This is a genomic window from Chryseobacterium lineare (assembly GCF_977014045.1).
The window spans coordinates 3,595,445-3,620,589 of the sequence record NZ_CDRNIQ010000001.1 but is presented as its reverse complement, the minus strand read 5'-3'; the positions used below and the strand labels follow the sequence as shown (position 1 = coordinate 3,620,589).

Annotated in this window: 28 protein-coding genes; 26 read left to right on the top strand and 2 right to left on the bottom strand. The window is 34.4% G+C overall.

What is annotated here, in order from left to right:
- Positions 1-104: 104 nt before the first annotated feature.
- Positions 105-1,241, top strand: a complete 1,137-nt coding sequence (locus ACWNCI_RS16265; protein WP_449389102.1) for an EpsG family protein — start codon at positions 105-107, stop codon at positions 1,239-1,241.
- Here the strand turns inward: ACWNCI_RS16265 and ACWNCI_RS16260 are convergent.
- Positions 1,204-2,235 (bottom strand): hypothetical protein, encoded by a 1,032-nt coding sequence (locus ACWNCI_RS16260; protein WP_449389101.1) that lies wholly within the window; start codon positions 2,233-2,235, stop codon positions 1,204-1,206. The genes ACWNCI_RS16265 and ACWNCI_RS16260 overlap by 38 nt on opposite strands.
- A gap of 168 nt (positions 2,236-2,403) precedes the next feature.
- On the opposite strand from ACWNCI_RS16260, the gene ACWNCI_RS16255 reads away from it, so the two are divergent.
- From ACWNCI_RS16255 to ACWNCI_RS16135, 25 genes are all read left to right on the top strand, one after another.
- Positions 2,404-6,066: an MMPL family transporter gene (locus ACWNCI_RS16255; RefSeq protein ID WP_449389100.1), complete on the top strand. Its 3,663-nt coding sequence runs from the start codon at positions 2,404-2,406 to the stop codon at positions 6,064-6,066.
- 43 nt (positions 6,067-6,109) lie between these two features.
- A complete protein-coding gene (locus tag ACWNCI_RS16250) occupies positions 6,110-7,024 on the top strand; it encodes a dialkylrecorsinol condensing enzyme DarA (protein WP_449389099.1) in 915 nt (304 codons plus the stop codon).
- 1 nt (position 7,025) lies between these two features.
- Entirely contained in the window at positions 7,026-8,165 is a 1,140-nt protein-coding gene (locus ACWNCI_RS16245; RefSeq protein ID WP_449389098.1) for a beta-ketoacyl-ACP synthase III, read from the top strand.
- Positions 8,165-8,596 carry a hypothetical protein gene (locus tag ACWNCI_RS16240; protein WP_449389097.1) on the top strand — a complete coding sequence of 144 codons (432 nt, stop codon included), beginning with the start codon at positions 8,165-8,167 and terminating at the stop codon, positions 8,594-8,596. The genes ACWNCI_RS16245 and ACWNCI_RS16240 overlap by 1 nt, the downstream gene beginning before the upstream one ends.
- A gap of 17 nt (positions 8,597-8,613) precedes the next feature.
- Positions 8,614-9,057: an ABC transporter permease gene (locus tag ACWNCI_RS16235; RefSeq protein ID WP_346983385.1), complete on the top strand. Its 444-nt coding sequence runs from the start codon at positions 8,614-8,616 to the stop codon at positions 9,055-9,057.
- Positions 9,058-9,062: 5 nt separating this feature from the next.
- Positions 9,063-9,467: a hypothetical protein gene (locus ACWNCI_RS16230; protein WP_449389096.1), complete on the top strand. Its 405-nt coding sequence runs from the start codon at positions 9,063-9,065 to the stop codon at positions 9,465-9,467.
- Positions 9,468-9,520: 53 nt separating this feature from the next.
- A complete protein-coding gene (locus ACWNCI_RS16225; RefSeq protein ID WP_449389095.1) occupies positions 9,521-10,516 on the top strand; it encodes a BtrH N-terminal domain-containing protein in 996 nt (331 codons plus the stop codon).
- Position 10,517: 1 nt separating this feature from the next.
- Complete coding sequence (locus ACWNCI_RS16220; RefSeq protein ID WP_089858221.1) at positions 10,518-11,273, top strand: ABC transporter ATP-binding protein; 756 nt, start codon at positions 10,518-10,520, stop codon at positions 11,271-11,273.
- The gene (locus ACWNCI_RS16215; RefSeq protein ID WP_449389094.1) at positions 11,260-12,528 is read left to right on the top strand and encodes an ABC transporter permease; all 1,269 of its coding nucleotides are present in this window, start codon (positions 11,260-11,262) and stop codon (positions 12,526-12,528) included. The genes ACWNCI_RS16220 and ACWNCI_RS16215 overlap by 14 nt, the downstream gene beginning before the upstream one ends.
- Positions 12,529-12,642: 114 nt before the next feature.
- Positions 12,643-13,023, top strand: coding sequence for a GxxExxY protein (locus tag ACWNCI_RS16210; protein WP_346983389.1), 381 nt, complete (start codon positions 12,643-12,645; stop codon positions 13,021-13,023).
- A gap of 65 nt (positions 13,024-13,088) precedes the next feature.
- Positions 13,089-13,511 (top strand): acyl-CoA thioesterase, encoded by a 423-nt coding sequence (locus tag ACWNCI_RS16205; RefSeq protein ID WP_042720359.1) that lies wholly within the window; start codon positions 13,089-13,091, stop codon positions 13,509-13,511.
- Positions 13,511-14,653, top strand: a complete 1,143-nt coding sequence (locus ACWNCI_RS16200; protein WP_449389093.1) for a beta-ketoacyl synthase N-terminal-like domain-containing protein — start codon at positions 13,511-13,513, stop codon at positions 14,651-14,653. The genes ACWNCI_RS16205 and ACWNCI_RS16200 overlap by 1 nt, the downstream gene beginning before the upstream one ends.
- Before the next feature lie 41 nt (positions 14,654-14,694).
- The gene (locus ACWNCI_RS16195; protein WP_449389092.1) at positions 14,695-14,943 is read left to right on the top strand and encodes an addiction module protein; all 249 of its coding nucleotides are present in this window, start codon (positions 14,695-14,697) and stop codon (positions 14,941-14,943) included.
- Positions 14,940-15,236, top strand: coding sequence for a type II toxin-antitoxin system RelE/ParE family toxin (locus tag ACWNCI_RS16190; RefSeq protein WP_449389091.1), 297 nt, complete (start codon positions 14,940-14,942; stop codon positions 15,234-15,236). The genes ACWNCI_RS16195 and ACWNCI_RS16190 overlap by 4 nt, the downstream gene beginning before the upstream one ends.
- Positions 15,233-15,772 (top strand): 3-oxoacyl-ACP synthase, encoded by a 540-nt coding sequence (locus tag ACWNCI_RS16185; RefSeq protein ID WP_449389090.1) that lies wholly within the window; start codon positions 15,233-15,235, stop codon positions 15,770-15,772. The genes ACWNCI_RS16190 and ACWNCI_RS16185 overlap by 4 nt, the downstream gene beginning before the upstream one ends.
- Positions 15,773-15,858: 86 nt before the next feature.
- Positions 15,859-16,116, top strand: a complete 258-nt coding sequence (locus ACWNCI_RS16180; RefSeq protein ID WP_089858199.1) for a phosphopantetheine-binding protein — start codon at positions 15,859-15,861, stop codon at positions 16,114-16,116.
- 78 nt (positions 16,117-16,194) lie between these two features.
- Positions 16,195-17,394 (top strand): beta-ketoacyl-[acyl-carrier-protein] synthase family protein, encoded by a 1,200-nt coding sequence (locus ACWNCI_RS16175; RefSeq protein WP_449389089.1) that lies wholly within the window; start codon positions 16,195-16,197, stop codon positions 17,392-17,394.
- Positions 17,391-18,452, top strand: coding sequence for a beta-ketoacyl synthase N-terminal-like domain-containing protein (locus tag ACWNCI_RS16170; RefSeq protein ID WP_449389088.1), 1,062 nt, complete (start codon positions 17,391-17,393; stop codon positions 18,450-18,452). Before ACWNCI_RS16175 ends, ACWNCI_RS16170 begins: the two co-directional genes overlap by 4 nt.
- Positions 18,453-18,584: 132 nt before the next feature.
- A complete protein-coding gene (locus ACWNCI_RS16165) occupies positions 18,585-19,328 on the top strand; it encodes a polysaccharide deacetylase family protein (RefSeq protein WP_449389087.1) in 744 nt (247 codons plus the stop codon).
- A gap of 4 nt (positions 19,329-19,332) precedes the next feature.
- The gene (locus ACWNCI_RS16160) at positions 19,333-19,959 is read left to right on the top strand and encodes a LolA family protein (RefSeq protein WP_449389086.1); all 627 of its coding nucleotides are present in this window, start codon (positions 19,333-19,335) and stop codon (positions 19,957-19,959) included.
- Complete coding sequence (locus ACWNCI_RS16155) at positions 19,925-20,560, top strand: hypothetical protein (protein WP_449389085.1); 636 nt, start codon at positions 19,925-19,927, stop codon at positions 20,558-20,560. The genes ACWNCI_RS16160 and ACWNCI_RS16155 overlap by 35 nt, the downstream gene beginning before the upstream one ends.
- Positions 20,561-20,566: 6 nt before the next feature.
- On the top strand, positions 20,567-21,169 hold the full coding sequence (locus ACWNCI_RS16150) for an outer membrane beta-barrel protein (RefSeq protein ID WP_449389084.1): 603 nt from the start codon (positions 20,567-20,569) through the stop codon (positions 21,167-21,169).
- A 4-nt stretch (positions 21,170-21,173) separates the two neighbouring features.
- Positions 21,174-21,551: a 3-hydroxyacyl-ACP dehydratase gene (locus ACWNCI_RS16145; RefSeq protein ID WP_346983399.1), complete on the top strand. Its 378-nt coding sequence runs from the start codon at positions 21,174-21,176 to the stop codon at positions 21,549-21,551.
- A complete protein-coding gene (locus tag ACWNCI_RS16140) occupies positions 21,551-22,027 on the top strand; it encodes a hypothetical protein (RefSeq protein WP_449389083.1) in 477 nt (158 codons plus the stop codon). Before ACWNCI_RS16145 ends, ACWNCI_RS16140 begins: the two co-directional genes overlap by 1 nt.
- Before the next feature lie 4 nt (positions 22,028-22,031).
- Entirely contained in the window at positions 22,032-23,204 is a 1,173-nt protein-coding gene (locus ACWNCI_RS16135) for a DUF2062 domain-containing protein (RefSeq protein ID WP_449389082.1), read from the top strand.
- Here the strand turns inward: ACWNCI_RS16135 and ACWNCI_RS16130 are convergent.
- Positions 23,201-24,919, bottom strand: coding sequence for a helix-turn-helix domain-containing protein (locus ACWNCI_RS16130; RefSeq protein ID WP_449389081.1), 1,719 nt, complete (start codon positions 24,917-24,919; stop codon positions 23,201-23,203). The genes ACWNCI_RS16135 and ACWNCI_RS16130 overlap by 4 nt on opposite strands.
- Positions 24,920-25,145: the final 226 nt, after the last annotated feature.

Here is a 25,145-nt window from a genome sequence, read left to right as displayed (position 1 = left end):
TTCGCGAAATTACGCATTTTCTTTTAAGCCTCTGTTTATTTTTAACGACGATATATTAATTATTTGATTACTTTTGCATACACAGACTTTGAAAAACACAATTTATGCATCTATTGCACCCTTATTATTTAGTTCCCTTCATTATAATTCTATGTCTAAGCTTTGCTGAAGCCTATCGAGACGAGAAACCCAGTATAAAATATCTGATTCCCATTGCTGCCTGGCTTATCCTGGTTGTCGGATTTCGGGATGCAGGACCCGATTATGGGAGTTACAAGAATATTTACTTTTGGTACAGCTCACACACAAGCTATACGGATATTTTCAGAAAAGCCCTGAAATTAGACAGTCCACTGGATATGGAATGGCTGTATATCCTTATTAATAAACTCATCTTCGATGTTTTCCTGGCTCCTCCATTTTATGTGGTTACTTTTTTTCTAGCGCTTGTTTCGATTCCTTTAAATTATATAAACATTAAAGAAAATTCCCTTTATCCTTACACCACAATCCTTCTCTTTTTTTTTCCGAGTTTCTTTATTGGTGAAAACGGGCAGATGAGACAGGCATTGGGAACGATTATATGTTATTTTTCAATACGTTTTATTAAAGAAAGAAAAGTCTGGTATTATCTTATCTGTATTTATCTGGCAATGGGAATTCACAATGTCTGTATATTTTTCCTGCCTATGTATTGGCTGGCAAGAATTCCTATCAATAAAACGGTTATGGCAACTGCCATTATAGGATCAATGATTGCTTCGCCTTTTGAAATATATAAATACTTTGGGAATCTTCTTCCTGAAGAAAGCAGTTTAATGACCGGATTCAATAATTATATCAATATGAGTACTACGACCGAAAGGCTGAACGGAGGAATTGGCGTTCCGGAAGGAAATGCGATACTGTCTACGATATTCTTATTTGCGTTTGACAATAATATGAAAGAAAAATATCCTTATTATGAATACATGAGAAATTTCTGTGTATTGGGAATATGTTTCTTTTTTATCTTCAGGGGAAGCACCATATTCTCGTCCCGGCTTACCGGAATATTCTTTACGGCAACCGGATATTTAATGCCTTACGCAATGTATTCTGCGAATAATGCCAACAGAAAAATAATACACGTCATCATTATCTGTTACTGTCTTTTCAACTTTATTATTTTTTCAAGTTTTAAAAATATCGAAAGAGGGAAATTTACGATTGACACCTATTCGAATTTCCTCCTTCCTTAATTTTTCCAGCTTTATTTTGTGAAGCGGCAACGATTCCCGTCAGGATCAGGGGAAGGAAAAGTCTTGTTTCCCAAAAAAGCCCTACCGAAGCAATCATGATGAGATAAGGTGCAGAGAAAAAAAGATATTTCCGAATTATTAGTTTTCCGGTTTTTTCAGACATTCTATAGCTGAAATAAATACTCAGCATTCCAAACAAAAGACCCAGCAGATTGTAAGGGCTTGTAAAATTTTTAACCAAATAAATTCCTTCCACAAATGATGACTGCTGTCGGATCATCAGGCGTAAGCCAATGTAAGGCAAAATGAAAGCGAGCGCCAACAAAAAAGTTTCTTTTACAAAGACAAAATTCCTTTTCCTGAGATCATCACGATCTATAAAAACGGATGCAAAAAACGCAATATTAAGGCATGCCGTTTCCCTAATAAATGTTGAAATAAAAATGATTAAGCCCAAACCAATCAGATATAAATATTTTCCGTTATGCAGATATTTAAGGGTAAAAAAGATTCCCAAAACGTAAAAAAACACAGCTATACAATCACAATTCGTAGGAACATATTGAACGATAACAATGAAAAATAGGGCCACCAGATGAACCAGTCTTTTTACATTTTCATTTAAAAGAAGTTCAACAGGTTTTAATTTAAAAATCTCATTTAAAACAATGGATGTCAGAATAAAAAAGAAAACATTAATAAGAAAAGTGCTGTGATAAAATAATGAGCCCTGTTTCAGAAGAAAGCTTTTTGCAAACGGCATATAATTATTGATTATAAATGTCACCGCCTCCGTCACATGGACGCTTAAGTAATTGGGAATGACGCGATAGACATACACCGATGAAAACATAAAATCTGGAACTTTTTCCCAGGATTTGATTCCTACGACATATGAAGATTCAAATCCGTAATAGGACATAAAAAAGAGCAGGAAAGGGAGAATAATGACGAATAAAAATCCGTCTTTTTTTTCATCAAATATTTTAAACATAGTAAAATCTAAGTCAGTTTACCTAGTTATTTTTAAATTTCATCAATGGGAACTCTTACAAAAGTAGATTTTTTTTTCGTTTTGATTAAATATTTTACTGATTTTCAGATAAACTTATTGTTAAAACATTTTGAACTAATAATGAAAAAATTAAATTTGCAAACTTGATTGGATCATGTAATGCATCGTTTCTTTATATTTTTATACCATCTTATTGCTAAAAATAAGCTTCTTTCTGTACTTTTTGCAGTCGGAATTGCTGTGTTATGCGGCTTTTTTGCTTCAAAAATAAATTTTGAGGAAGATATCAATCAGATTATCCCGAAAAATGAAAAATCTGATCTCACCGCGAAAATTCTTAAACAACTCAATTTCTCCGATAAAATTATTGTCATTATTGAAAATAAATCCAAGGAAGACGATTTTCAGCTTTCGGAAACAGCCGATACTTTTCTGAAAAAAATTGAACCTTTACAAAAATACATAGGCTCCATTCAGGGAAAAGTAAATGACAATGAGATTTCAGAGACCTTTGATTTTGTTAATCAGAATCTTCCGTTATTTTTAGATGAAAACGATTATAAAGAAATTGGAAGAAAACTGAATAAAGACAGCATTGCCAAACAGGTTGAAAGCAACTATATTTCACTGGCTTCCCCGACAAGTCTCGTCACCAAGGAGTTTATTAAAAAAGATCCTCTTGGTATTACTTTTTTAGGAATAAAGAAACTGAACGCCTTAAATATCAGTAAGGATTTTAAACTCGAAAACAGCTATATTGTTACCAAAGACGGAAAAAATCTCCTGCTTTTTATTGATCCGAAAAATAAAAGCAATGACACCAAGCACAATGAAATTTTTGTCAATCAGCTTAATGAAATAAAAAACAACCTCAACAAGCAATTTAAAGGAAAAACAGATATCAGTTATTTTGGTTCTCCGGTGATTGCGGTTGCAAATGCCGAGCAGATCAAAAAAGACATCCAGAATACGGTGATGATTTCCATGACTGTACTTTTGATTTTACTGATGTATTATTTCAGGAATTTTTTTACCCCGATTATTGTTTTTCTGCCGACGGTTTTCTCGGTTTTACTGGCTTTATTGATTTTGTATTTCATTAAAGATAAAATTTCGGCTATTTCGTTAAGCGTAGGCGCTATTCTGATTGGGATAACGATCGATTACGCCCTTCATATTCTTACCCATTATAAACACAACAATAATATAGAAGAGCTTTACAAAGAAATCACGCAGCCTATCATATTAAGCAGCGCGACAACCGCTGTTTCGTTTCTGTGTCTTGTGTTTGTACGTTCTGAAGCATTGAAGGATCTTGGTCTTTTTGCCGCGATTACAGTAATTTTGTCATCCGTTACCGCGTTAATTATCGTTCCTCAACTGTATAAACCGAAATCTGAAAAACAAGCCAATACCAATTTCATTGATAAAATAGGATCTTATCCCTACGAAAAGAACAAACCGCTGATTATTGGCTGTTCGGTGATTATTATTGCGTGTCTGTTCGGATTCAGACATGTAGGATTCAATGAAGATATCGGGGATTTAAATTACATTCCAAAAGATCTGAAAATCAGCGAGGCAAAATTACAGAAACTCTCTGATATTACTTCAAAATCTATTTATACGATTTCATATGGAAATTCTGCGGAAGAAGCGCTTACGAAAAATTCAGAACTGAACGGCTTTCTGGAAAAAGAAAAGCAGGAAGGGAAAATATTAAGCTACAACTCCTTAGGAAAAGTGGTTTTATCAGAGAATGATCAGCAGAAAAAAATAAAACAATGGAATACATTCTGGACGAAAGAAAAAAAGACCACCACAATTTCAGAGCTGGTCAGAAACGGAAATGAATATGGCTTTAATACTACTGCATTCAACCAGTTTAATGATAATTTAAATAAAAATTATACTCCGTTAACTCTTAAAGATTACGAAAAAATAAAAGCACTGCAGGTTTCCGAATTCCTGAGTCAGGAAAACGGTTTCTTTACAGTTTCGAATGTGGTGAAAGTAGATGAAGGTAAAAGAGATGGCTTCATTAAAGATATTGAGAAAAGACATGATGTCCTCGCCATTGACCGTCAGCAGATGAATGAAAACTTTCTGGGCCTACTGAAAAGAGATTTTAATACGCTGATTAATTATTCTCTGTTAGCTATTATTTTAACGATTATTGTATTTTTCAGAAATTTTGAGCTTACCGTTCTGACTATGTTTCCGATCGTTCTTACAGGAATTGTAACAGCCGGAATTCTATATTTTCTAGGGTTGGAGCTTAATATTTTCAGTACCGTCGTATGTACTCTTGTATTCGGTGTAGGTGACGATTTCAGCATTTTCCTTACCCAGGCCATGCAAAAGGAACACACCACCGGAAAAAATGAACTTCCTACGTACAGAACCTCCATTATTCTGGCTGTTTTCACGACTATATTATCGATCGGCTCATTGATCTTCGCAAAACATCCGGCCCTTCATTCGCTTGCTTTGGTAGCGTTGATCGGGATGTTTTCAGTGATTATCATCACATCAACATTATATCCTTTCTGGTTCAGATTACTGATTACCAACAGGGCGAGAAAAGGACTTTCTCCGATTACATTCAGACTTTTTTTGCATTCAACTTTATCTTTTCTTTATTATGGATTGGGAGGTTTATTCTTTTCCTTGATTATCAGTCCTTTTGCAAAAAACTCCAGAGGAAGAACATTAAACTTTTTCAAATTAATTTCTGCAAAGTTTTTAACTTCTGTACTATTTACGAATCCATGGGTAAGGAAAAAGATCATTAAAGCTACGAAAGAAGACTTCAGCAAACCGGCCGTTATCATTGCCAATCATACATCATTTCTGGACACTTTAGCGATTGCAATGGCTACCCATAAGATCGTTTATTTGGTTAATGACTGGGTATATCAGTCTCCCGTTTTCGGGAAAATGGTAAAGGCAATGGGATTCTATCCGGTATCTCAGGGTATCGAAAACGGAATCGACAAACTACAGGAAAAGATAGATCAGGGATATTCTCTAGTCGTTTTTCCTGAAGCGGAACGTTCCTATACAAATGACATTAAAAGGTTTCACAAAGGAGCATTTTATCTGGCGGAACAGTTTGGTCTGGATATTTTACCCATCTATATTCATGGGAATTCCGAAGTTTTGCCGAAAGGAGATTTTATCATTTACGACGGAGCTATTACCGTAAAAGTGGGTGAAAGAATTAAAAAAGACGATATAAGTTTTGGGTTAAATTATTCGGAAAGAGCAAAAAAAATCAATGCTTATTTCAGAAAGGAATTTGCGGATTTGAGAGCTGAACTTGAAGATGAAAATTATTTTAAGAAAAAACTGTTTTTAAGCTTTTTGTATAAAGATGCTGAGGTCGTGAGTGAAGTTAAGAAAGATTTTAAATACAATAAATCTCTCTATTTTGAACTCAACAAACATATTCCGAAAAATGCGAATATTTTTCATATTGCGGATGATTTTGGGCAGAAAGATATTTTACTGACTCTTCAGCAGGCAGGAAGAAAGATTTTCACCTTGATGAAAAACGATGAAAAACGACAGATTGCCGAACAGAATTATCTGGTAAAAAGAAGAAAAATCAGTTATATAAAAGATAGCACTGAAATTAATAAAAATATTGATGTACTGCTGGTTTCGGATGAAAATTTTGACATTTGTTCTTTAGAAAAGCTTCCTGAAATCGTTATCTTCTGCACTATAAAAAACAGCACATTAAACAATGCTGACTATACATTAAAATTCAGTGACGGATCATTAAAAGTATTTAGTTCTGAATAATAAATATGAAAAGCATATTTTTGTAACCGGATAAAAAGAATTAATGAAAAAAAATATACTTGTTATATATTATACTCAATCCGGACAGCTGGAAGATATTGTAAAAAATATTGCCCGGCCGTTTGAAGAGAAAAATGAGGAATATGATGTGACATACTACAACATCAGGCTGAAAAAGGATTTTCCTTTTCCGTGGCCAGGTGATGTATTTTTCGATACCTTTCCGGAATCTTACCTGCAGATCCCAAGCGAGATTCTTCCGCCACCTGATGAGGTTCTGAACAAAAAATTTGATCTGATTATTTTCGGATATCAGGTTTGGTATTTAACGCCTTCTATTCCGATCATATCCTTCCTGAAGAGCAGTTTTGCACAAAACATACTTAAAGACACACCTGTCGTTACCGTCTCAGGAACAAGAAATATGTGGATGTTTTCTCAGGAAAAACTGAACGTATATTTAAAACAAATGCAGGCCAGGCTGGTTGGGAATATTGCACTCGTAGACAGACACGACAATTATACAAGTGTACTCACGATTCTTCGCTGGATGACAACCGGCAAAAAAGAAAAATCAGGAATGCTTCCGGCAGCAGGAGTTTCAGACGAAGAAATTAATGGTTCCGGAAAATACGGCAATATTATTGAAAAGCATTTTTCCACCAATACACTTGAAGCTCTTCAGCCGGATCTTGTAAAAAACGGAGCGGTAGAAATTCGTGCGTTTCTGGTAAGAGTGGAAAAAGTAGGCAACAAAATTTTCACCATCTGGTCAAATCTTATCATAAAGAAAAAAGAGAAGCGTCCATTGCTCATCAAATTCTTTAAAGTATATTTGATGGCCGCGATATGGATTATTTCGCCTATCGTACTGGTTTTACACCTGTTAACAACACCAATCTTCTGGTTTAAAAGAAAAAAACAAAGAGAATATTTACAAGGAATTAATATAAAATAGAATGTACGACGTATTTATAACAAAAGCATCAACATACCTGCCCAATGAACCGGTTTCTAATGATGAAATGGAAACGTATCTTGGTTATATAAATGGCGCTAAATCTAAAGCTAAAGCACTTATTTTAAGAAATAATAAAATTACGACGAGATACTACGCTTTGGATAAAGAAGGTAATCCTACGCATACCAATGCCCAGATCACAGCAAAAGCAATTGAAGGTCTCTTTGACGAAAATTTCAAAAAGGAAGACATGAAACTACTATCTGTAGGAACGACTTCACCAGATCAGTTACAGCCTTCTCACGCTTCAATGGTACACGGTGAACTCAATATCGGAAAATCTATTGAAATTAATACCGCTACAGGACTCTGCAACTCAGGAATGAACGCTTTAAACTATGGATTTCTTTCCGTTAAGGCAGGAGTTCAGGAGAAAGCCGTTTGTGCGGGTTCCGAAAGAATGTCTGCATGGATGACAGCCGATAAATTCAATCACGAAGCAGAAAACCTTGCATTGCTGGAAGAAAGACCCATCATCGCTTTTAAAAGAGAATTTTTAAGATGGATGCTTTCTGATGGTGCCGGAGCTTTCCTTCTTGAAAATAAACCAAGAGAAAACGAAGTTTCTTTAAAAATAGAATTCATTGATTTCTATTCATATGCTCACGAAATCGAGGCCTGTATGTATGCAGGTTGCGAAAAGCAGGAAGACGGAAGCTTACAATCGTGGGCAGATTATCCGTCCGATGAATGGCTGAAGCAGTCTATTTTTGCATTAAAGCAGGATACAAAAATTTTAGATAAATATATTTTAGTAAAGGGTGCCGAAAGCTTAAGATCATCTTTCGACAAACACAATCTTGATCCGAACACCATCGACCACGTACTGGCACATATTTCGTCAGGGTACTTTAAGGAAGGTTTAAAAGATGAATTTGCCAAAGTAGGGCTGGATTTCCCTTGGGAAAAATGGTTCTACAATCTTTCTGAAGTAGGAAATATCGGAGCCGGATCTATTTTCATCGCGCTGGAAGAATTAATGAATTCCGGAAAACTGAAAAAAGGAGAAAAAGTACTTCTTTGCGTTCCTGAAAGCGGAAGATTTGCATACTCTTGTGCTTTATTAACGGTTTGCTAATGGACAACAAATTACCAACATCTGACCAAAACTTTGTGGAAAGCTTAATTCCGCAACGATTTCCTTTTGTAATGGTAAACAGCATTACAGAATATTCTGAAACACAATTGGTTTCAGGATTTGAAGTAAAAGAGGAAAACATTTTTGTTCATGACGGAATTTTTCAGGCGTCAGGCTTGGTAGAACACCAGGCGCAGAGCGTGGCTTTGCACACCGGCTACAAATATTATTTATTGGGAAAAGAAGCTCCAACTGGCTACATTGGTGCTATCAAAACTTTTGAGGCAATACAATTACCGAAATTGGGAGATAAGCTAATGTCGGAAGTTTCTATCATTAATGAAATGATGGGAGTAACTTTAGTCGACGTTGTAACAAAGATCAATGATGAGGTTATTGCAAAATCTCAGATGAAAACTGTTGTAATGTAAAAAATTCAGAAAAATCAATGGAAATCAAGGAAGAAAACATCATCAATATACATAATTTTCTGCCGCACCGGGACCCGATGCTGATGGCAGATTATATTCTGGAATTGACCAAAGAAAAAGTTGTGACTTCCTTCGAGATTAAAGCAAACAACATTTTTGTTCACAACAATGAGTTTGCAGAAGCAGGCCTGATTGAAAATCTGGCACAGACCTGCTCTTCGATTCTCGGACAAAGCTTCTTTGAAAATCCTGAAGCAGATACAAAAGTCATTGGCTTTATTACCAACATCAAAAAAATAGAAGTGTTTGCACTACCAAAAGTAGGTGATAAAATCATTTCCAGGGCTTCATTGATTTCGCAGTTTGAGAATATCTGCAATATTTTTTGCGAGACTTTTTATCAAGATGAATTATTAATCAGAGCTGAAATAAATTTATTTATCCAGGAAGTAAAACACTGATATCAATGAAAAAACAGGACCTTCCCCAAGACGAAAGCAATTTACAATCTGCCAACATGACAGAAGTTCTGTATGTTACGGACGAAAATGATAATTATACAACTGCTCACAGCATTGGATGGGATGCAAAAAAAGCCGCTTTGGAAGAATCGATGGAACTAATCCACGAAAGAATTGAAGAAGCAAGACAGAATGTAGCCAGTCGTAAAGTAAGTCCTATCATTTATTTTATGGAACTGAATAAAATGGACTTTCAGGTACTGGCAGCCTATGTAGGAATGTGGCAATGGCGCGTAAAAAGACACGGAAAACCCAAAATATTTAAAACACTAAGCGATTCTGTTCTGAAAAAGTATGCTGATACTTTTGGCATTTCTTTGGAAGAACTTAAAAATTTCGACGGAAAATAAAATAAAACCTTCAGGATCTGAAAATCTTGGAGGTTTACTAAATCAAGCTAAGAATGAAACTTAATTTTGAACACCATCAGACCGCGCATTGCGAAAACGGTGTTGCCTCCAATTTATTATTAAACAAAGGGCTGAAACTCAGTGAACCCATGATTTTCGGAATCGGTTCGGGGTTATTCTTTGTATATCTCCCTTTTTTGAAAGTAAATTTTGCACCCGGATTCAGCTATCGCCCGATGCCCGGAGCGATCTTCAGCAAAGCCGCAAAAAGACTGGGAATTAAAATTAAAAGGCTGAAATTCTCAAATCCTCAGGAAGCTCAGAAAGCCCTGGAAAAAAACTTAGATAACAATATTCCGACAGGCCTTCAGGTTGGGGTTTTTAATCTGACCTATTTCCCTGAAGAATATAAATTCCATTTCAACGCACACAATCTCGTAGTTTACGGAAAAGAAGACGGAAAGTTCCTGATCAGCGATCCTGTAATGGATTACACGACAGCCCTTACCGAAGCCGAACTTGAAAAAGTAAGATATGCTAAAGGAGCACTATCCCCAAAAGGTCACATGTATTACCCCATTTACATTCCAGAACACATAAATCTGGAAGAAGCGATCAAAAAAGGGATCAAAGATACCTGTAAAAGTATGTTGGCTCCCGTTCCGATCATTGGTGTAAAAGCAATGAGATGGGTAGCCAGAAGCATCCCGAAATGGGCAGCAAAGAAAGGGACAAAAACAACCAATCATTATTTGGGACAGTTAATCAGAATGCAGGAAGAAATCGGCACCGGCGGCGGTGGCTTCAGGTTTATCTACGGTGCTTTTTTACAGGAAGCGGCCATCATTCTCAAGAATGATAAATTAAAAGAACTTTCCAAGGAAATTACCATGATTGGTGATCTTTGGAGAGATTTTGCCGTAGATATTGCAAGAGTGTACAAAAACAGAAATTCGAAAAGCGATATTTATAATCAGCTTTCAAAAAACATGCTTCACATTGCAGATCTGGAAGAAGCTTTCTATAAAAAACTGAGAAAAGCAATATAACGTGGAACATTTCATAGAAATAAAAAACCTCTACAAGAAATATAAAAATGCAGAAGATTTTTCTGTAAATGATATTTCTTTAAGCATCGATAAAAATGAAATCTACGGAATCCTCGGACCAAACGGAGCAGGAAAAACCACATTGATTTCCATGCTTTCGGGATTGATAAAACCAACTTCGGGGCAATTTAAAATTGACGGACTGACACCCCAGAAAAATGGTTTTAAATTAAGGCAGATCATCGGGATCGTTCCGCAGGAATATGCTTTATATCCAACTTTAACGGCCAGAGAAAATTTAATGTTTTTCGGAAGTCTGTACGGTTTAAGTCATAAAAAATTAAAGAACGCAATTGATGAATCTTTGGAAATAATGGGTTTATCAAAATTTGCCGACAAAAAAGTAGAACAGTTTTCCGGAGGAATGAAACGTCGATGCAATCTGATTGCAGGAACGCTTCATAATCCTAAAGTTCTGTTTCTGGATGAGCCTACTGTTGGCGTTGATGTGCAGTCGAAAAAAGCGATTATCGATTATCTTTTAGATTTAAATAAAAAAGGAACCTGCATCATTTACACTTCCCATCATCTTTCGGAAGCGGAGGAATTCTGCACAAAAATAGCTATTATCGATCATGGAAAAATCCATGCCGTAGGAACACCGGAAGAACTGGTGAACAGGGTTTCCAATGCGGAAAACCTTGAAGACGTTTTTATATCATTAACCGGAAAAGAATTACGAGATGTTGTTGTATAAATTGTGGAGAAGTTTTGTTAAGGAAATCCTTTTGCTGAAAAGAGATATCGGAGGGATTGTCATCATTTTTGTGATGCCTTTATTATTAATTATCACAATCACACTGATTCAGGATTCTACCTTTAAAAATCTGGAAGGTTCAAAAATTCCTATTATTTTTATTGATAATGATAAATCTGAAGTTTCAAAAAATATAAAACAGGAACTTGAAAGCAGTAAAAGTTTTGAACTTTTAACCAATTTCACAGAAAAATCGGCTCAGGACGCCGTTTTTGGAGGAGATTACCAAATGGCAATTGTTATTCCTGAACATTTGACGAAAGACATCAATTCTAATATAGATTCTAAAGTTCAGGCGATTGTAAGTTCATTCGGTCTAGAAAATGATTCTTCTGCAGTGAAAAAAATGGTTTCAAAAGCAAAAGACATTCACCTGTATTTTGATCCGGCAACCAACATCGGATTCAAGAATAATGTGATGAATGCCGTGAATAAAATGGTTTTTGAGATTGAGAATAAAAAGATCTACAAAGCTTTCCAGGATCAGCTGGGGACAACAGAAAATCTTGCTGAAAATAAAAATTTAATCAGCTTTAAAGAAATCACTCCGAAAAAAGGAAAAATGGATGTCATGCCAAATTCCGTTCAGCATAATGTTCCGGCATGGGCATTGTTTGCGATTTTTTTTATCGTCGTACCTTTATCTATTAATCTAGTTAAAGAAAAAAGTCAGGGAACAAGCGTGAGAGCGAGAATAAGTCCTACTCCCTACTTCATCCATATTTTAGGAAAAACGTTTACCTATCTTATCATCTGCGTTATTCAGTTTTTATTGATGGTTGCCGTAGGAATTTATCTTTTCCCGTATATGGATTTACCACAGTTTGACGTAACGGGAAAAATGTTCCAGCTTATTGTTGTAACTATTTTTGCTGGTTTGGCAGCGATTGGATTTGGTGTTTTACTGGGAACTATCGCAGATACTCAGGAACAGTCGGCCCCATTCGGAGCTACATCGGTTGTGGTATTGGCAGCAGTCGGAGGAATCTGGGTTCCGGTATTTCTGATGCCTGAATTCATGCAGACTATCGCGAAATTTTCGCCAATGAACTGGGGATTAAATGCCTATTACGATATCATCCTAAGAAACAGCGGAATTGCAGGAATTGCAAAAGAAATTACTTTCTTATTTTTATTTTATGTAGCTATGGTCGCGATTTCATTATTTTACGAAAGAAAACAAAATGCAGTTTGAGATTAACCACTAAGAGCACAAGGTTTTCACAAAGAGCTCAAGCATTTATCTTGTGTCCCTTGTGGAGCCTATTGTGACCTTTGTGGTAGAAATAATTATAAAACACAAAATGATATGAATGAAAATGAGATTTCAAAAATTATCTTTGATGCAGGATTAAAAGTTCATCGCCAACTTGGAGCTGGACTTTTAGAAAGCGCATACGAAGAATGTCTGTACTATGAGTTACAGAAATCCGGATTACTAATAGAAAAACAGAAGCCAATGCCATTAATTTATGATGATATAAAACTTGACATTGGCTATAGGATTGACTTATTGGTTGAAAGGAAAGTTGTTGTTGAAATAAAATCCGTAGAATCATTAAATGAAATTCATATTGCTCAAGTTTTAACATATTTAAAATTAAGCAATTGCAAATTGGGTTTATTGATTAATTTTAACTCAGTTTTATTTAAAAATGGTGTTAAAAGATTAATCAACGGGACGATATAAAATTTAGAATAACCATTGTGAACCTTGTGTATAACTTTGTGAACCTTGTGGTAAAACGAAACAAAATGCAGTCTAAAGAAAATTTAACTTGTACCGAAGAAGTACGCGTAAGATTCAACGAAACAGATCCGTTGGGAATTGTATGGCATGGCCATTACATTGTTTATTTTGAGGATGGAAGAGAGGCGTTCGGAAGACAGCACGGTTTGACCTATCTTGATATTCAAAAAGCGGGTTACGTTACACCGATTGTAAAAAGTACCTGCGAACATTTTCTGCCTTTAAAATATGGTGAAACATTCAAAATTGTCACCACTTTTGTGAATTCAACTTCTGCGAAATTAATTTACCGATACGAGCTTTTTAACGAAGAAAATAAATTGGTGTGTTCAGGAGAAACGATTCAGGTTTTTCTGGATTCAGATAATAATTTATGTTTGTATAATCCTGAGTTTTTTCAGGCCTGGAAAGATAAAATGGGATTGTAATGAAGAAGGAAATTTGCATTACAGATTATAATTGTATCACACCTTTAGGCTTTGATGTTTCTTCAAACTGGAATGCACTTTTGGAAGGAAAATCAGGAGTAGCTTTACATAAAATCATAGAAAATCAGGAGTCTTTTTATGCATCGATGCTTGATTCTGAAGAATTGGAAAATGAATTTAACAGATTCTTCGAAAAAACTCAGAGTGACAATTTTACAAGGCTCGAAAAAATGTTTTTGTTAAGCCTGAAACCTTTAGTTGAAAAACATCAGATTTCAGACGAAACCGCTTTTATTTTATCAACCACAAAAGGGAATATCAGTTTATTAAAAAACCAGACCTCGTTGCCGAAAGGCGTTTTTCTATCAAATTTAGCTCAAAAAATCGCTGATTTTTTTGGATTTAAATCTAAACCCATTGTTGTTTCCAATGCCTGTGTTTCCGGCGTAATGGCGATTGCTATTGCTAAGAAGATGATTCAGGCAGGAAAATATAAAGATGCTTTTGTTATTGCCGGAGACGAAATTTCAGAATTTGTGGTTTCCGGATTCAATTCTTTCCAGGCAATCGGAACGGAAATCTGCAAACCATATGATAAAAACCGTGATGGCATCAACCTTGGTGAAGCTGCCGCCGCCGTTTACATTACTTCAGAGCCGAAAAATAATGAAACATGCAGTTTTAAAATATCCGGAGATTCTGCTGTCAATGATGCGAACCATATTTCCGGACCTTCAAGAACGGGTGACGGTTTATTTGCAAGCATCAGGAATGCAATGGCAGAAGCCAATGTTACCGCAGAAAAAATCGACTTCATTTCCGCCCATGGAACGGCTACAATTTACAACGACGAAATGGAAGCGATCGCTTTCAACAGGATGGAATTACAAAATGTTCCTTTAAACAGTATGAAAGCTTATTACGGCCATTGCCTGGGCGCTTCGGGATTACTGGAAAGTATTATTTCTATGGAAAGCGCTTTGAATAAAACCTTAATTCCATCTAAAAATTTTGAAGAAACGGGAACTTCCCAACCTTTGAATATTATAAAAGAAAACCAACCTTCGGAAATCAAATATATTCTGAAAACGGCATCAGGTTTTGGCGGATGTAATGCAGCGATCGTTTTGGAGAAAGTGTAAAAAATAATTTTGTAATTTTGATAGACATAAAGTTTTAGAAAATGGACTCTACTTTAGAAATCAGAAAAAGAATTCATGAATTCATCGATATTGCGGATGAAAGAATTTTACGCATTTTCAAAGGAATTATTGATGCTGAAGAAGATTCAGAATTGGAACATTCAGAATACCCACAAGTACCTGATTATATTTATGATCGAATTGAAGAAGAACGCGAAAAATATTTGAGTGGCGAACTTAAGACTTCTTCGTGGGAGGAAGTGAAAGAAAGATTGATGAAAAAATTATGATTTACCACTTTTCTTTATCTCCAAATGCTGAAACTGATTTGCTAGAAGCTGCATTGTGGTACGAAAGTCAGCAACCCGGACTTGGAGAAAAGTTTGCCCAAAGAGTTGAGTCTTATTTTTTCAGAATTCAAAATAATCCATTACATTTTCCTTTGAAAAAAGGAAATTTACGTGAGGCATATATTCAAAAGTTTCCTTACGTCATTATTTATCAAATTATAGGAAATAATATTATTGTTTTTGCTGTTTTCAACATCAAAATCCAGAGAAAAAGCCTTAAACTTTATTCATGAAGAAAACAGACATTTGTACGATAGAAAATTCAAAAATTACGCTCAACAACGAAATTATTTTTGAAATCTCAACCGAAATTTTTTCAGATTTTGCGAAAGAAGCTTATAAAAGTTTAGCATTAAATTATCCGAAATTTCATAAAATGGATAATTTAAGCAAGCTGGCTTTTCTTGCTTCTGAAATGATTTTAAAAAATGAAGATCACAGCAGAACAGCTTTGGTTTTTGCCAACAGGTCATCCAGTCTCGACACTGATTTTAAATATCAGGAAAGCATCAATTCCCAAGAAAATTATTTTCCGAGTCCTGCTGTTTTTGTGTACACGCTACCTAATATCTGTGTAGGGGAAATCAGCATTAGGCATAAAATGCAGACCGAGAATGCTTTTTTTGTACTGGATGAGTTTGACGAAGAATTTTTAAAAAATTACTCGGAACAGATTTTGCGGTCAGGAAAGGCCGATAAAATATTATGCGGCTGGGTAGAACTCTATCAGGAAAGTTATAAAGCTTTTGTATATTTGCTGACTGCGTAATTTAACAATATAACAATGTAACAATGATATTCAGTATTAATTAATTGGTAAACTGGCACATTGATACATTGGTAAATTTTAAAAATATGGAAAACTTAAGGGAAGAATTAAAACACAAAATCATCGAAGTTCTTAATTTAGAAGACGTTGCAGTAGAAGAAATCAAAGATACGGACCCGTTATTCGGAGGAGGTCTTGGGCTGGATTCTATCGACGCTTTGGAATTGATCGTTCTTCTGGATAAAGAATACGGCATTAAATTATCTGATCCTAAAAAAGGAAAGGAAATTTTCACATCTATTGATACTATGGCGAAATTTATCGAAGAAAACAGAACAAAATAAATTAATATACCAGTGTATCAATGTAACAGTCTAGCAATTGGTAAACTGTTACATTTATACATTGTTACATTTTTAAACATGGGTCAAAAAATTGCCATAACAGGAATGGGCATTATTTCTTCTATAGGAAATAACGTGGAGGAAAATCTGCATTCATTAAAATCCGGGAAGCATGGAATATCAGACATTCAGCTGTTTGAAACGCGCCATTCCGGAAATATCAAAACCGGCGAAATAAAACTGACTAATGAAGAAATTGTAGCAAAGCTTCATCTCAATGATGAAAAAAATGCTACAAGAACAGCTTTATTAGGAATGGTTGCCGCAAAAGAAGCAGTAGAAAGCGCAGGAATAAAGGATATTAATGAATATAAAACAGGTCTTATTTCATCGACCAGCGTTGGCGGAATGGATATTACCGAAAAATATTTCTACACCTACGAAGACTTTCCTGAAAAGCAAAAATATATCGACTCACATGATACGGGAAATTCATCATTACTGATTGCCGATTACCTGAACTTAAAAGGTATGGTTTCTACCATCAGTACAGCTTGTTCATCGGCAGCCAACGCTATTATGATGGGCGCAAAACTGATTAAAAACGGCGTATTAGATCGTGTAATTGTTGGCGGGACTGATGCGCTCTCTAAATTTACCCTGAATGGATTCAACACATTAATGATTCTTACGGATTCTTATAACACGCCTTTTGATAATGACAGAAAAGGACTGAATCTGGGCGAAGCTGCCGCATTTATTGTTCTGGAATCCGATGAAATCGTGAAAAAAGAAAACAAAAAAATCTTAGGTTACCTTTCCGGTTACGGAAATGCCAACGACGCCCATCACCAGACTGCTTCTTCGGAAAACGGACAAGGTGCTTATTTAGCTATGGAAAAAGCATTGAAAATTTCCGGTTTAAGTAAAGAAAGCATCGACTATATCAATGTCCACGGGACAGCAACTCCTAATAATGATTTATCTGAAGGAATTGCGATGATCCGTATTTTTGGCGAAAATAAAGTTCCTGAATTCAGCTCTACAAAAGCATTTACAGGGCATACTTTGGCGGCGGCGGCGGGAATTGAAGCGGTTTATTCTTTATTGGCGATTCAAAACAATATCATTTTTCCGAATCTGAATTTTAAAACAAAAATGGAAGAATTTGATTTAACACCTGTCACTCAACTTAAAGAAAAGAATATCAATCACGTTCTTTCCAACTCATTTGGTTTTGGAGGAAATTGTTCAACTTTAATTTTCTCTAAATCATGAGTGCGGTTTACATCAACAGTGCAGCCTGCATTTCAGTTCAGGACACTTTAAATGAAAATTTTTTCCAAAATTTAAAACCAGAAACTTCATCGCAGGTTTTAAAAGCTGTTGAGCCACTTTACAAAGAATTCATTCCTCCGGCAATGATCCGAAGAATGTCTAAGACAGTAAAAATGAGTTCAATAGTCTCTCAATTTGCGTTAAAAGAAGCCCGCATCAAAAATCCTGATGCGATCATCGTGGGAACAGGAATAGGCTGTTCGCAGGATTCTGAAAAGTTCTTAAAAAATGTACTCGATAATAATGAAGAATTTCTGACTCCGACTTATTTTATTCAATCGACACACAATACGGTTGCCGGACAAATTGCTTTAGGCCTTCAATGTCATGCTTACAATTTCACTTATGTAAATACTTCTTCGTCGCTGGAATTTTCATTTTTAGATGCAAAATTGCAGATTAATGACGGTGAAGCAGAAAACATTTTGGTGGGTTCAACAGATGAACAAACCGACAGAACGATGGAATTGTATAAATTAAACAAAACCATCAAAAAAGAAGAAAATCTTCCCGTTAATTACCTGAACTCAACAACAGAAGGTGTAATCTGGGGAGAAGGAGCAAGTTTTTTTGTACTGGGAAAGGATAAAACAGAAAATTCTTATGCTCAACTGAAAGATATTCAGATCAGCAACAGATTAGATTTAGATGAAACGCAACAGTTTATTGAAGATTTTTTGGCTAAAAACAATTTATCAACTCAAGATATTGATGCGGTCATTTTAGGTTTCAGCGGAGATACGAAAGCAGATGTTTATTATATAAAAGCAATGGATTTATTTGAAAACTCAGCTTTATTGTATTACAAGCATTTGAGTGGGGAATTCAATACGGCAAGTGGATTTTCTACATTTATGGCGTGTCATATTCTTAAAAAACAGGAGATTCCTGAAGTAATGGTGATTAATGATCTGACTAAAAATGAAGTGAAAAATATTCTGCTTTATAATCATCTTGGGGGAAATGATCATAGCTTGGTTTTGTTAGGAAAAGCTTAGTTCAACGCAAAGTTTGTCATTCTGACGAAGGAAGAATCTCTTTTTTATTATCAGATTTTTCATTTCGCTTTGCTCCATTCAGAATGACAGAAATGGAAATTATGATGAGAAAATTAATCAAAAACAATAAAGATGAAGCATTATCTATTTATTCTATTTTATCTTTTCTGCAACGTTTTTATTTATGTATTTCAGGGAAGTTTCTGGGTGTACATTTTTTGTTTTCTGATGTTTTCCGCGGTCGTTGTCTGGGGAGCTTTTGATATTGGATTAGGATATTTTGTCAACAGCATCATTCATAAAAGAACCAACATCAAGGAAGTGGCATTAACTTTCGATGACGGACCAACCGAGTTTACGCCGAAGTTTTTAGATCTGTTAAAAGAAAACAATATAAAAGCAACTTTTTTTTGCATCGGAAAACAAATTGAAAAATACCCTGAAACTTTTCAAAGAATTGTTGAGGAAGGACATACTATTGGAAATCATACCTATTCACATTCAGAAAAGACAGGATTTTTATCGACTTCAAAAATGGTTGAAGAAATTGAAAAATGTGATGAAGTCATAGTGAAAACAGGAAACTTAAAAACCAATTTGTACCGTCCTCCATTCGGTGTTACCAATCCGAATATTGCAAAAGCCATCAAAAAAACTCACAAAAAAAGCATCGGCTGGAATGTTCGTTCTCTGGATACCATTACAGAAGATGAGAAAAAAATTTATAAAAAAGTTACAAAAGGATTAAAAAAAGGAAGCATTATCCTTCTTCATGACACTTCAGAAAAAACGTTCAATGTTTTGGTAGATTTATTAGTATTTTTGGAGGATAAAAAATATTCAACTTTTACGGTTGATTCAATTATTAAGAATTAAAAAAATGATTAAAAATATTGCTTTCGGAGCATTCTTATTAATTTCCGGTTTCTTTTTTGCGCAAAATACAGCAATGTCAGGAACTGAAGCAAAAGCATTCGTTACCAAAATTTCATCAGAAACCAAAGAAATAAAAACCCTGCAGAGTGATTTCACTCAAACCAAAAAAATGGATTTTTTGGATAAAAATATCATAACGCACGGAAAAATGTCTCTGAAAACGCCGAATATGTTGAGCTGGAAATATACAAAGCCCTATCAATACAGCATTCTTTTCAAGGAGAATAAAATTTTCATCAATGATCAGGGAAAGAAATCTTCCGTGGATGCAAGAAGTAAAACTTTTGAGAAAATCAATAAGCTGATTGTCGGAAGCTCAAACGGACAGATGTTTAGTGATCCTGAGTTCTCGGTTTCTTATTTTAAAAATGGAAGTTTCAACATTGCAAAATTTACTCCTAAGTCTGCCCAACTGCTGAAATATATTAAGCAGATTGAGTTGTATTTTCCTAAAAATCAATCAACAGTTTCTCAGGTAAATATGACGGAAGCTTCGGGAGACACCACCAATATTGTTTTCAAAAACACCAAGATCAATGCGCCGATTGCTGCTTCAGAATTTAGCTTATAGCCTGATTTTCATACTATTTATTTCATGTAAATCTTACAAGCTGGAAGGTGTAAAGCCTATTGCCAATTCTCAAAAAACTGTTGAAAATCTTTATTTTTCTTCCAATGAAGATTATGTTTATAAATGTCAGATGGATATTTATAAAAATCACGTCAGCGGAATTCTGATATTAAAAAAAATTAATGAAACGGCGCACCGTGTTGTTTTAACATCAGATTTTGGAAATAAATTAATTGATTTTACCATTTCAGAGAATGATTTTAAGCTCAATTATGTACTTCCTGATCTGGACAAAAAAATTGTCATTAACTTTTTAAAGAATGATTTTCATGAACTTTTAAGACAAAAGTATCCTATAACCGAAAGTTTTGAAAATGAAAATTCTAAAATTTATCTTTCAAAGATCGATAAAAAAGGATATTACCTGTTCATTAACAAACAAAATGGGTTGCTGAAACAAATCATTTACACAAAAAACAATAAGGAAAAAATCGATTTTACTTTTGATGCAAAAAAACATATCTTCGCAGATAGTTTAAATCTTCAGCACAAAGACTTTAACATCAATATAAAACTATTTCAAATAACTGAGAACGAATAAATTCACATGAAAAAAATTATTCCTTTATTTACATTAATCATTTCAGGATTTGCTTTTGCGCAAGTAACTTTTAATCCGGGAATACGTGCGGGCGCCAATTTTTCACATTTTACAAATAAAGCTCAATGGTATTCTTATCTGGATTTTGATTATTCAAATAGTGCAGAAGCCAATATGGACTTCAAAACCAAAACAGACTTCTATCTCGGACTGTTTGGAAATATCCGCTTTGCTAAATTCTATGCGCTGCAACCTGAAATTAATTATTCTCGTCAGGGGGCAAAACTTGACACCAATATCAATAACTGGGACGGACAGACCCTTACCGCCTCTTATATCGGATTTCAGCTGGTAAATAAGTTTTACTTTAATAAATTCAATGTTCACATAGGTCCAACCATGGATTTCCTGGTAGAGCAGAAAAACTTTGAAGCGGCCAATGAAGTTGATCTTGGTATTACAGCAGGTATAGGCGTTGATATTACCAATAATTTCGGTATTGAAGCTAGAGTAAAAAAAGGTTTTATTCCGGTTTATACGTTCTACAACGACCATTCAAATGTCACTTTCCAAGCCGGAGTTTACTATACATTTAATATGAAAAAATAATTTTATGCAGACGATTCTTACAGATTTTTATACTTTACAATCTTACGAACAGGCAGAAAACGGAAGCTTTACGGCGCATATTTCGCTGAATAAAGATCATGACATTTTTAAGGGACATTTTCCCGGAAACCCGGTAACGCCGGGAGTTTGCATGATGCAAATTGTGAAGGAACTTTCTGAAGAATTTATTGGTTCGAAATTATTCTTAAAATCGGCTTCCAATGTAAAATTCATGGCGATTATCAATCCTTTTGAAACGCCGGATCTCAAACTTCAGCTGGATATTACCCAGACTGAAGAAGAAGTGAAGGTGAAAAATACGACTTCTTTTGGCGAGACTATTGCATTAAAAATGTCAGTTAACTATCAAAAATTGACATAATGAAACTTATCTTTTCATTCATAACAGCTTTTATTCTTTTTTTTCAGTCGGGTCTTGAATCGCTGCGAGAAAGCTATGCAAAGGCTAATGCTTCTAAAGCTAATACGGAATCTTTCGTCAGTCTTGCAGAAAAAGCGTCTGGTTCGGATGCCGCTATTATCGGATATAAAGCAGCAGCAAAAATCATGGAGGCAAAATTTGCCAAATCAAACAGAAAATCTTTAGTAAAATCCGGAGCAATCGATTTGGAAGCTGTGATTAAAAACAATACCAATAATGCGGAATTAAGAGTAATCCGAATGAGCGTACAGGAAAATATTCCGAAAATTGTAGGTTACAGAGGAAGTCTTAAAGAAGATAAAACTTTTCTACTGAATAATTACAGCAAACAAAACGCAGCACTGAAAAATTATATTAAAAAATTCATGGTACAATCCAAAACCATGAGCGAAGCTGAAAAAGCAACATTAAAATAAAACAATGACCCTGCCTGAAGTACAAAGCGCAATTTCTGAAAAGAAAATCTGTGTTTTAATACCTACTTACAATAATGCAAAAACTCTGAAAAGAGTAATTGACGGTGTTCTTGAATACACAGAAAATATAATTATTGTAAATGACGGGTCAACCGATTCCACACAGGAAATTTTAAATCAGTATCTTCAGATCACCGTCATTAATTTACCGGAAAATAAAGGAAAAGGAAATGGATTAAAAATCGGTTTTAGAAAGGCTAAAAAACTAGATTACCATTATGCGATCACCATCGATTCCGACGGGCAGCACTATCCCGATGATATCTCTGTCTTTGTAGAAGCATTGCAGAACGAAAAAGAAGATGTTTTACTAATAGGGAACCGCAATATGTCTCAGGACGGAATTCCTAAGAAAAGCAGTTTTGGAAACCGATTTTCTAATTTCTGGTTCTGGTTTGAAACCGGAATTAAACTAGAAGATACGCAATCAGGATACCGATTGTATCCTTTGCATAAAATTCCTAAAAAATATTTTACTCCTAAATTTGAATTTGAAATCGAAATCATTGTAAGAACAGCCTGGAGACATATTCCTGTGAAGAATGTTCCGGTAAAAGTTCTGTATGATCCTGAGGAAAGAGTTTCGCATTTCAGGCCTTTCAAAGATTTTACACGAATAAGTATTCTCAATACGATTTTGGTAAGCATTACTTTAGTGTACATTATTCCACGGAATTTCGTGAATAATTTCAAAAAAAAAAGCTTTAAGAAATTCATCAAAGAGGACGTTCTGGAAAGTGACGGAACCAATCGTACGAAAGCTTTTTCCGTTGCACTGGGCGTATTTATAGGTTTTTCACCTTTTTGGGGATTCCATACATTATTAACGATCTCATTAGCTGTGCTTTTTAAGCTGAATAAAGTTCTGGCTTTTGTAGCTTCCAATGTCAGTTTACCTCCTTTTATTCCTTTCATTATTGTGGCCTCATTGTTTTTAGGATCGCCTTTTGTACATGGTGAGAGTAATTTTTTAAGTCAGGAAATAAACTTTGAACTGGTAAAGAACAACCTTCTGCAATATCTGATCGGCAGCGCCATATTATCCGTAACGATGTCAGTAATTTCAGGAATCGCTACTTTTCTTTTTCTTAATAAGATGAGTCCGGAAAATAATTAATTATCAAGTTCGCGTTTTCTATTTTTAATAAAATCTTTTGGACGAACCCCATTAATTTCGTAAAACAGATTAGAAAAATTCTGTCTTGATGCAATTCCACATTCTTCAGCGTAACTTTCAATGGTATAATTAAGATATGTTTTGTTATTATAGATTTGCTTTGTAATGTAATGAATTCTCAGTTCACTCAAATATTTATTAAAATTTGTCCCTTTATATTCGTTAATCACCTGCGAAAGATAGTTTGCATTGGTTCCTAGTTTTGAAGCCAGCTTTGTAATCGTAAGTCCTTTTTGATTAAACTGTTTTTTCTCTTCAAATTCTTTCAGCTTTTCAAGTATATTCTTGATCTTATCATCATCAATCGTGAATTTTCTTTCCTTTGGAACCTGGAAATTATCTTCAGTTATACTATTGCTGTTATTTAAATAATTTTTACGAATCTTTTCTTCTAATAAAATATATTTTTTTCGAATGTTTATTTCTCTTTTGTATTTAATTAATAATAGTATTATGAGTAGAGTCATTAACGCAATAAGTCCATATATAATAAAAACGCTCCATAATTTCTGATTTTCAAGTTTATTCTTTTCATCATTCAGTACTCTGGAGTCGTATTCTTTATGAATTTTTGATGATAAGTAAACAAAATCCTTCGCCATAATACTATCAGCTTTTAAAAGTTGCTTTGTATAATATAACTCCTGATTTACATCTAATCGCTTTTTACTGTATCTGATTAGTAATTCATAATTTTCTTTTATCCCTGAATGAATGAAATGATATTTCTGAAAGATGGAATCTACCTTTTTAAAGTTTTCAATAGCCATTTTCTCATTTTTAAGATTATGGTAGCTTGCTCCTAAATAAAAATAATTTACAGATGCCCACGCAAAATTATTGTTTTTGAGCATTCTGGGTAGGGACTGATTTAAATATTTTATAGCATTCATATAATCTTTCTTATGATAGCATGAAATGCCTTTACACTTTAAAAAATAACTTTCTTCCTGGCTAAAATCTTTAATTCCGACAGTGTTTTTTAATCCGAATTCAACTAAAGAATCAAGTTTTCTATAATTATCAACATTCAGATAACAAACCGCCATCTGATGGAGACTATTATAATAGCCTTTCTTATTATTAAAAATAGTATTAGGATGGAGCTTCTTTTTTTTAATTTCAGAAGAAAAGTAATTTACGCATTCTTTAAAATGGACTAATGCATCTTCATAGTATCCCAAATAGCTTTTTACAACGCCCAAATGATAAATAATTTTGTGCCGGAGATATTCGTCCTTTATGGTTTTAGAGTATTGATAAGCTTGAAGATATTCATTCAGTGCCAGCTGATATTTCTTGTAATTAAAATAATATACAATTCCTTTCCCTAAATAAGCCATGCTTATCAGCTCTTTGTTTCCTGATAATTTAGCTGCCGAGATGGTACTATCTGCGTAAGCTAATTTGTTTTCATTTTGAGAAGAATAAAAAACCGCATCTTTATAGCCTTGTACGAGCTTAGAGTAATTCTTTTCTCTTTTTGCTTTATTGATGTATTGGTTAATATGATAAAAAGCACGATCATCATTCTCCTCATAATGTTCATACCTCTTTCTAATATTTTCGAAACTTTCATCTTTTTTTATATTAGAATACAAAAGATTGAAAAATATTAAAAGAAATAACGAAAAAGTAATTCTTTTAGCAATCATAAATAATATTAGTTTTCAATATAAAAATAAAGAAAATACTCAAATTATCACTGTATAAAGAATAATTTCATTCAGCCCTTGTATTAATAGGGCTTACAATAGAAGATTACATGTGTTAATTCGCAAATAAGCACGTGTCAATTCCCCAATAGACACAAATTTTGTTTTTCATGTGACATTATTTACCATAACTTTTCAAAACCGGAATAAGCTCTATCTCAACACC

Bases quoted from the DNA above. Each gene is read 5' to 3' on its own strand.
- ACWNCI_RS16210 (WP_346983389.1), top strand. From the start codon at position 12,643: ATGAATGAAAATGAGATTTCAAAAATTATCTTTGATGCAGGATTAAAA.
- ACWNCI_RS16240 (WP_449389097.1), top strand. From the start codon at position 8,165: ATGGACAACAAATTACCAACATCTGACCAAAACTTTGTGGAAAGCTTA.
- ACWNCI_RS16160 (WP_449389086.1), top strand. From the start codon at position 19,333: ATGATTAAAAATATTGCTTTCGGAGCATTCTTATTAATTTCCGGTTTC.
- ACWNCI_RS16230 (WP_449389096.1), top strand. From the start codon at position 9,063: ATGAAAAAACAGGACCTTCCCCAAGACGAAAGCAATTTACAATCTGCC.
- ACWNCI_RS16260 (WP_449389101.1), bottom strand. From the start codon at position 2,235: ATGTTTAAAATATTTGATGAAAAAAAAGACGGATTTTTATTCGTCATT.
- ACWNCI_RS16150 (WP_449389084.1), top strand. From the start codon at position 20,567: ATGAAAAAAATTATTCCTTTATTTACATTAATCATTTCAGGATTTGCT.
- ACWNCI_RS16140 (WP_449389083.1), top strand. From the start codon at position 21,551: ATGAAACTTATCTTTTCATTCATAACAGCTTTTATTCTTTTTTTTCAG.
- ACWNCI_RS16170 (WP_449389088.1), top strand. From the start codon at position 17,391: ATGAGTGCGGTTTACATCAACAGTGCAGCCTGCATTTCAGTTCAGGAC.
- ACWNCI_RS16235 (WP_346983385.1), top strand. From the start codon at position 8,614: ATGGAAATCAAGGAAGAAAACATCATCAATATACATAATTTTCTGCCG.
- ACWNCI_RS16250 (WP_449389099.1), top strand. From the start codon at position 6,110: ATGAAAAAAAATATACTTGTTATATATTATACTCAATCCGGACAGCTG.
- ACWNCI_RS16245 (WP_449389098.1), top strand. From the start codon at position 7,026: ATGTACGACGTATTTATAACAAAAGCATCAACATACCTGCCCAATGAA.
- ACWNCI_RS16175 (WP_449389089.1), top strand. From the start codon at position 16,195: ATGGGTCAAAAAATTGCCATAACAGGAATGGGCATTATTTCTTCTATA.
- ACWNCI_RS16205 (WP_042720359.1), top strand. From the start codon at position 13,089: ATGCAGTCTAAAGAAAATTTAACTTGTACCGAAGAAGTACGCGTAAGA.
- ACWNCI_RS16225 (WP_449389095.1), top strand. From the start codon at position 9,521: ATGAAACTTAATTTTGAACACCATCAGACCGCGCATTGCGAAAACGGT.
- ACWNCI_RS16185 (WP_449389090.1), top strand. From the start codon at position 15,233: ATGAAGAAAACAGACATTTGTACGATAGAAAATTCAAAAATTACGCTC.
- ACWNCI_RS16200 (WP_449389093.1), top strand. From the start codon at position 13,511: ATGAAGAAGGAAATTTGCATTACAGATTATAATTGTATCACACCTTTA.
- ACWNCI_RS16265 (WP_449389102.1), top strand. From the start codon at position 105: ATGCATCTATTGCACCCTTATTATTTAGTTCCCTTCATTATAATTCTA.
- ACWNCI_RS16215 (WP_449389094.1), top strand. From the start codon at position 11,260: ATGTTGTTGTATAAATTGTGGAGAAGTTTTGTTAAGGAAATCCTTTTG.
- ACWNCI_RS16130 (WP_449389081.1), bottom strand. From the start codon at position 24,919: ATGATTGCTAAAAGAATTACTTTTTCGTTATTTCTTTTAATATTTTTC.
- ACWNCI_RS16155 (WP_449389085.1), top strand. From the start codon at position 19,925: ATGCGCCGATTGCTGCTTCAGAATTTAGCTTATAGCCTGATTTTCATA.
- ACWNCI_RS16135 (WP_449389082.1), top strand. From the start codon at position 22,032: ATGACCCTGCCTGAAGTACAAAGCGCAATTTCTGAAAAGAAAATCTGT.
- ACWNCI_RS16190 (WP_449389091.1), top strand. From the start codon at position 14,940: ATGATTTACCACTTTTCTTTATCTCCAAATGCTGAAACTGATTTGCTA.
- ACWNCI_RS16195 (WP_449389092.1), top strand. From the start codon at position 14,695: ATGGACTCTACTTTAGAAATCAGAAAAAGAATTCATGAATTCATCGAT.
- ACWNCI_RS16145 (WP_346983399.1), top strand. From the start codon at position 21,174: ATGCAGACGATTCTTACAGATTTTTATACTTTACAATCTTACGAACAG.
- ACWNCI_RS16180 (WP_089858199.1), top strand. From the start codon at position 15,859: ATGGAAAACTTAAGGGAAGAATTAAAACACAAAATCATCGAAGTTCTT.
- ACWNCI_RS16165 (WP_449389087.1), top strand. From the start codon at position 18,585: ATGAAGCATTATCTATTTATTCTATTTTATCTTTTCTGCAACGTTTTT.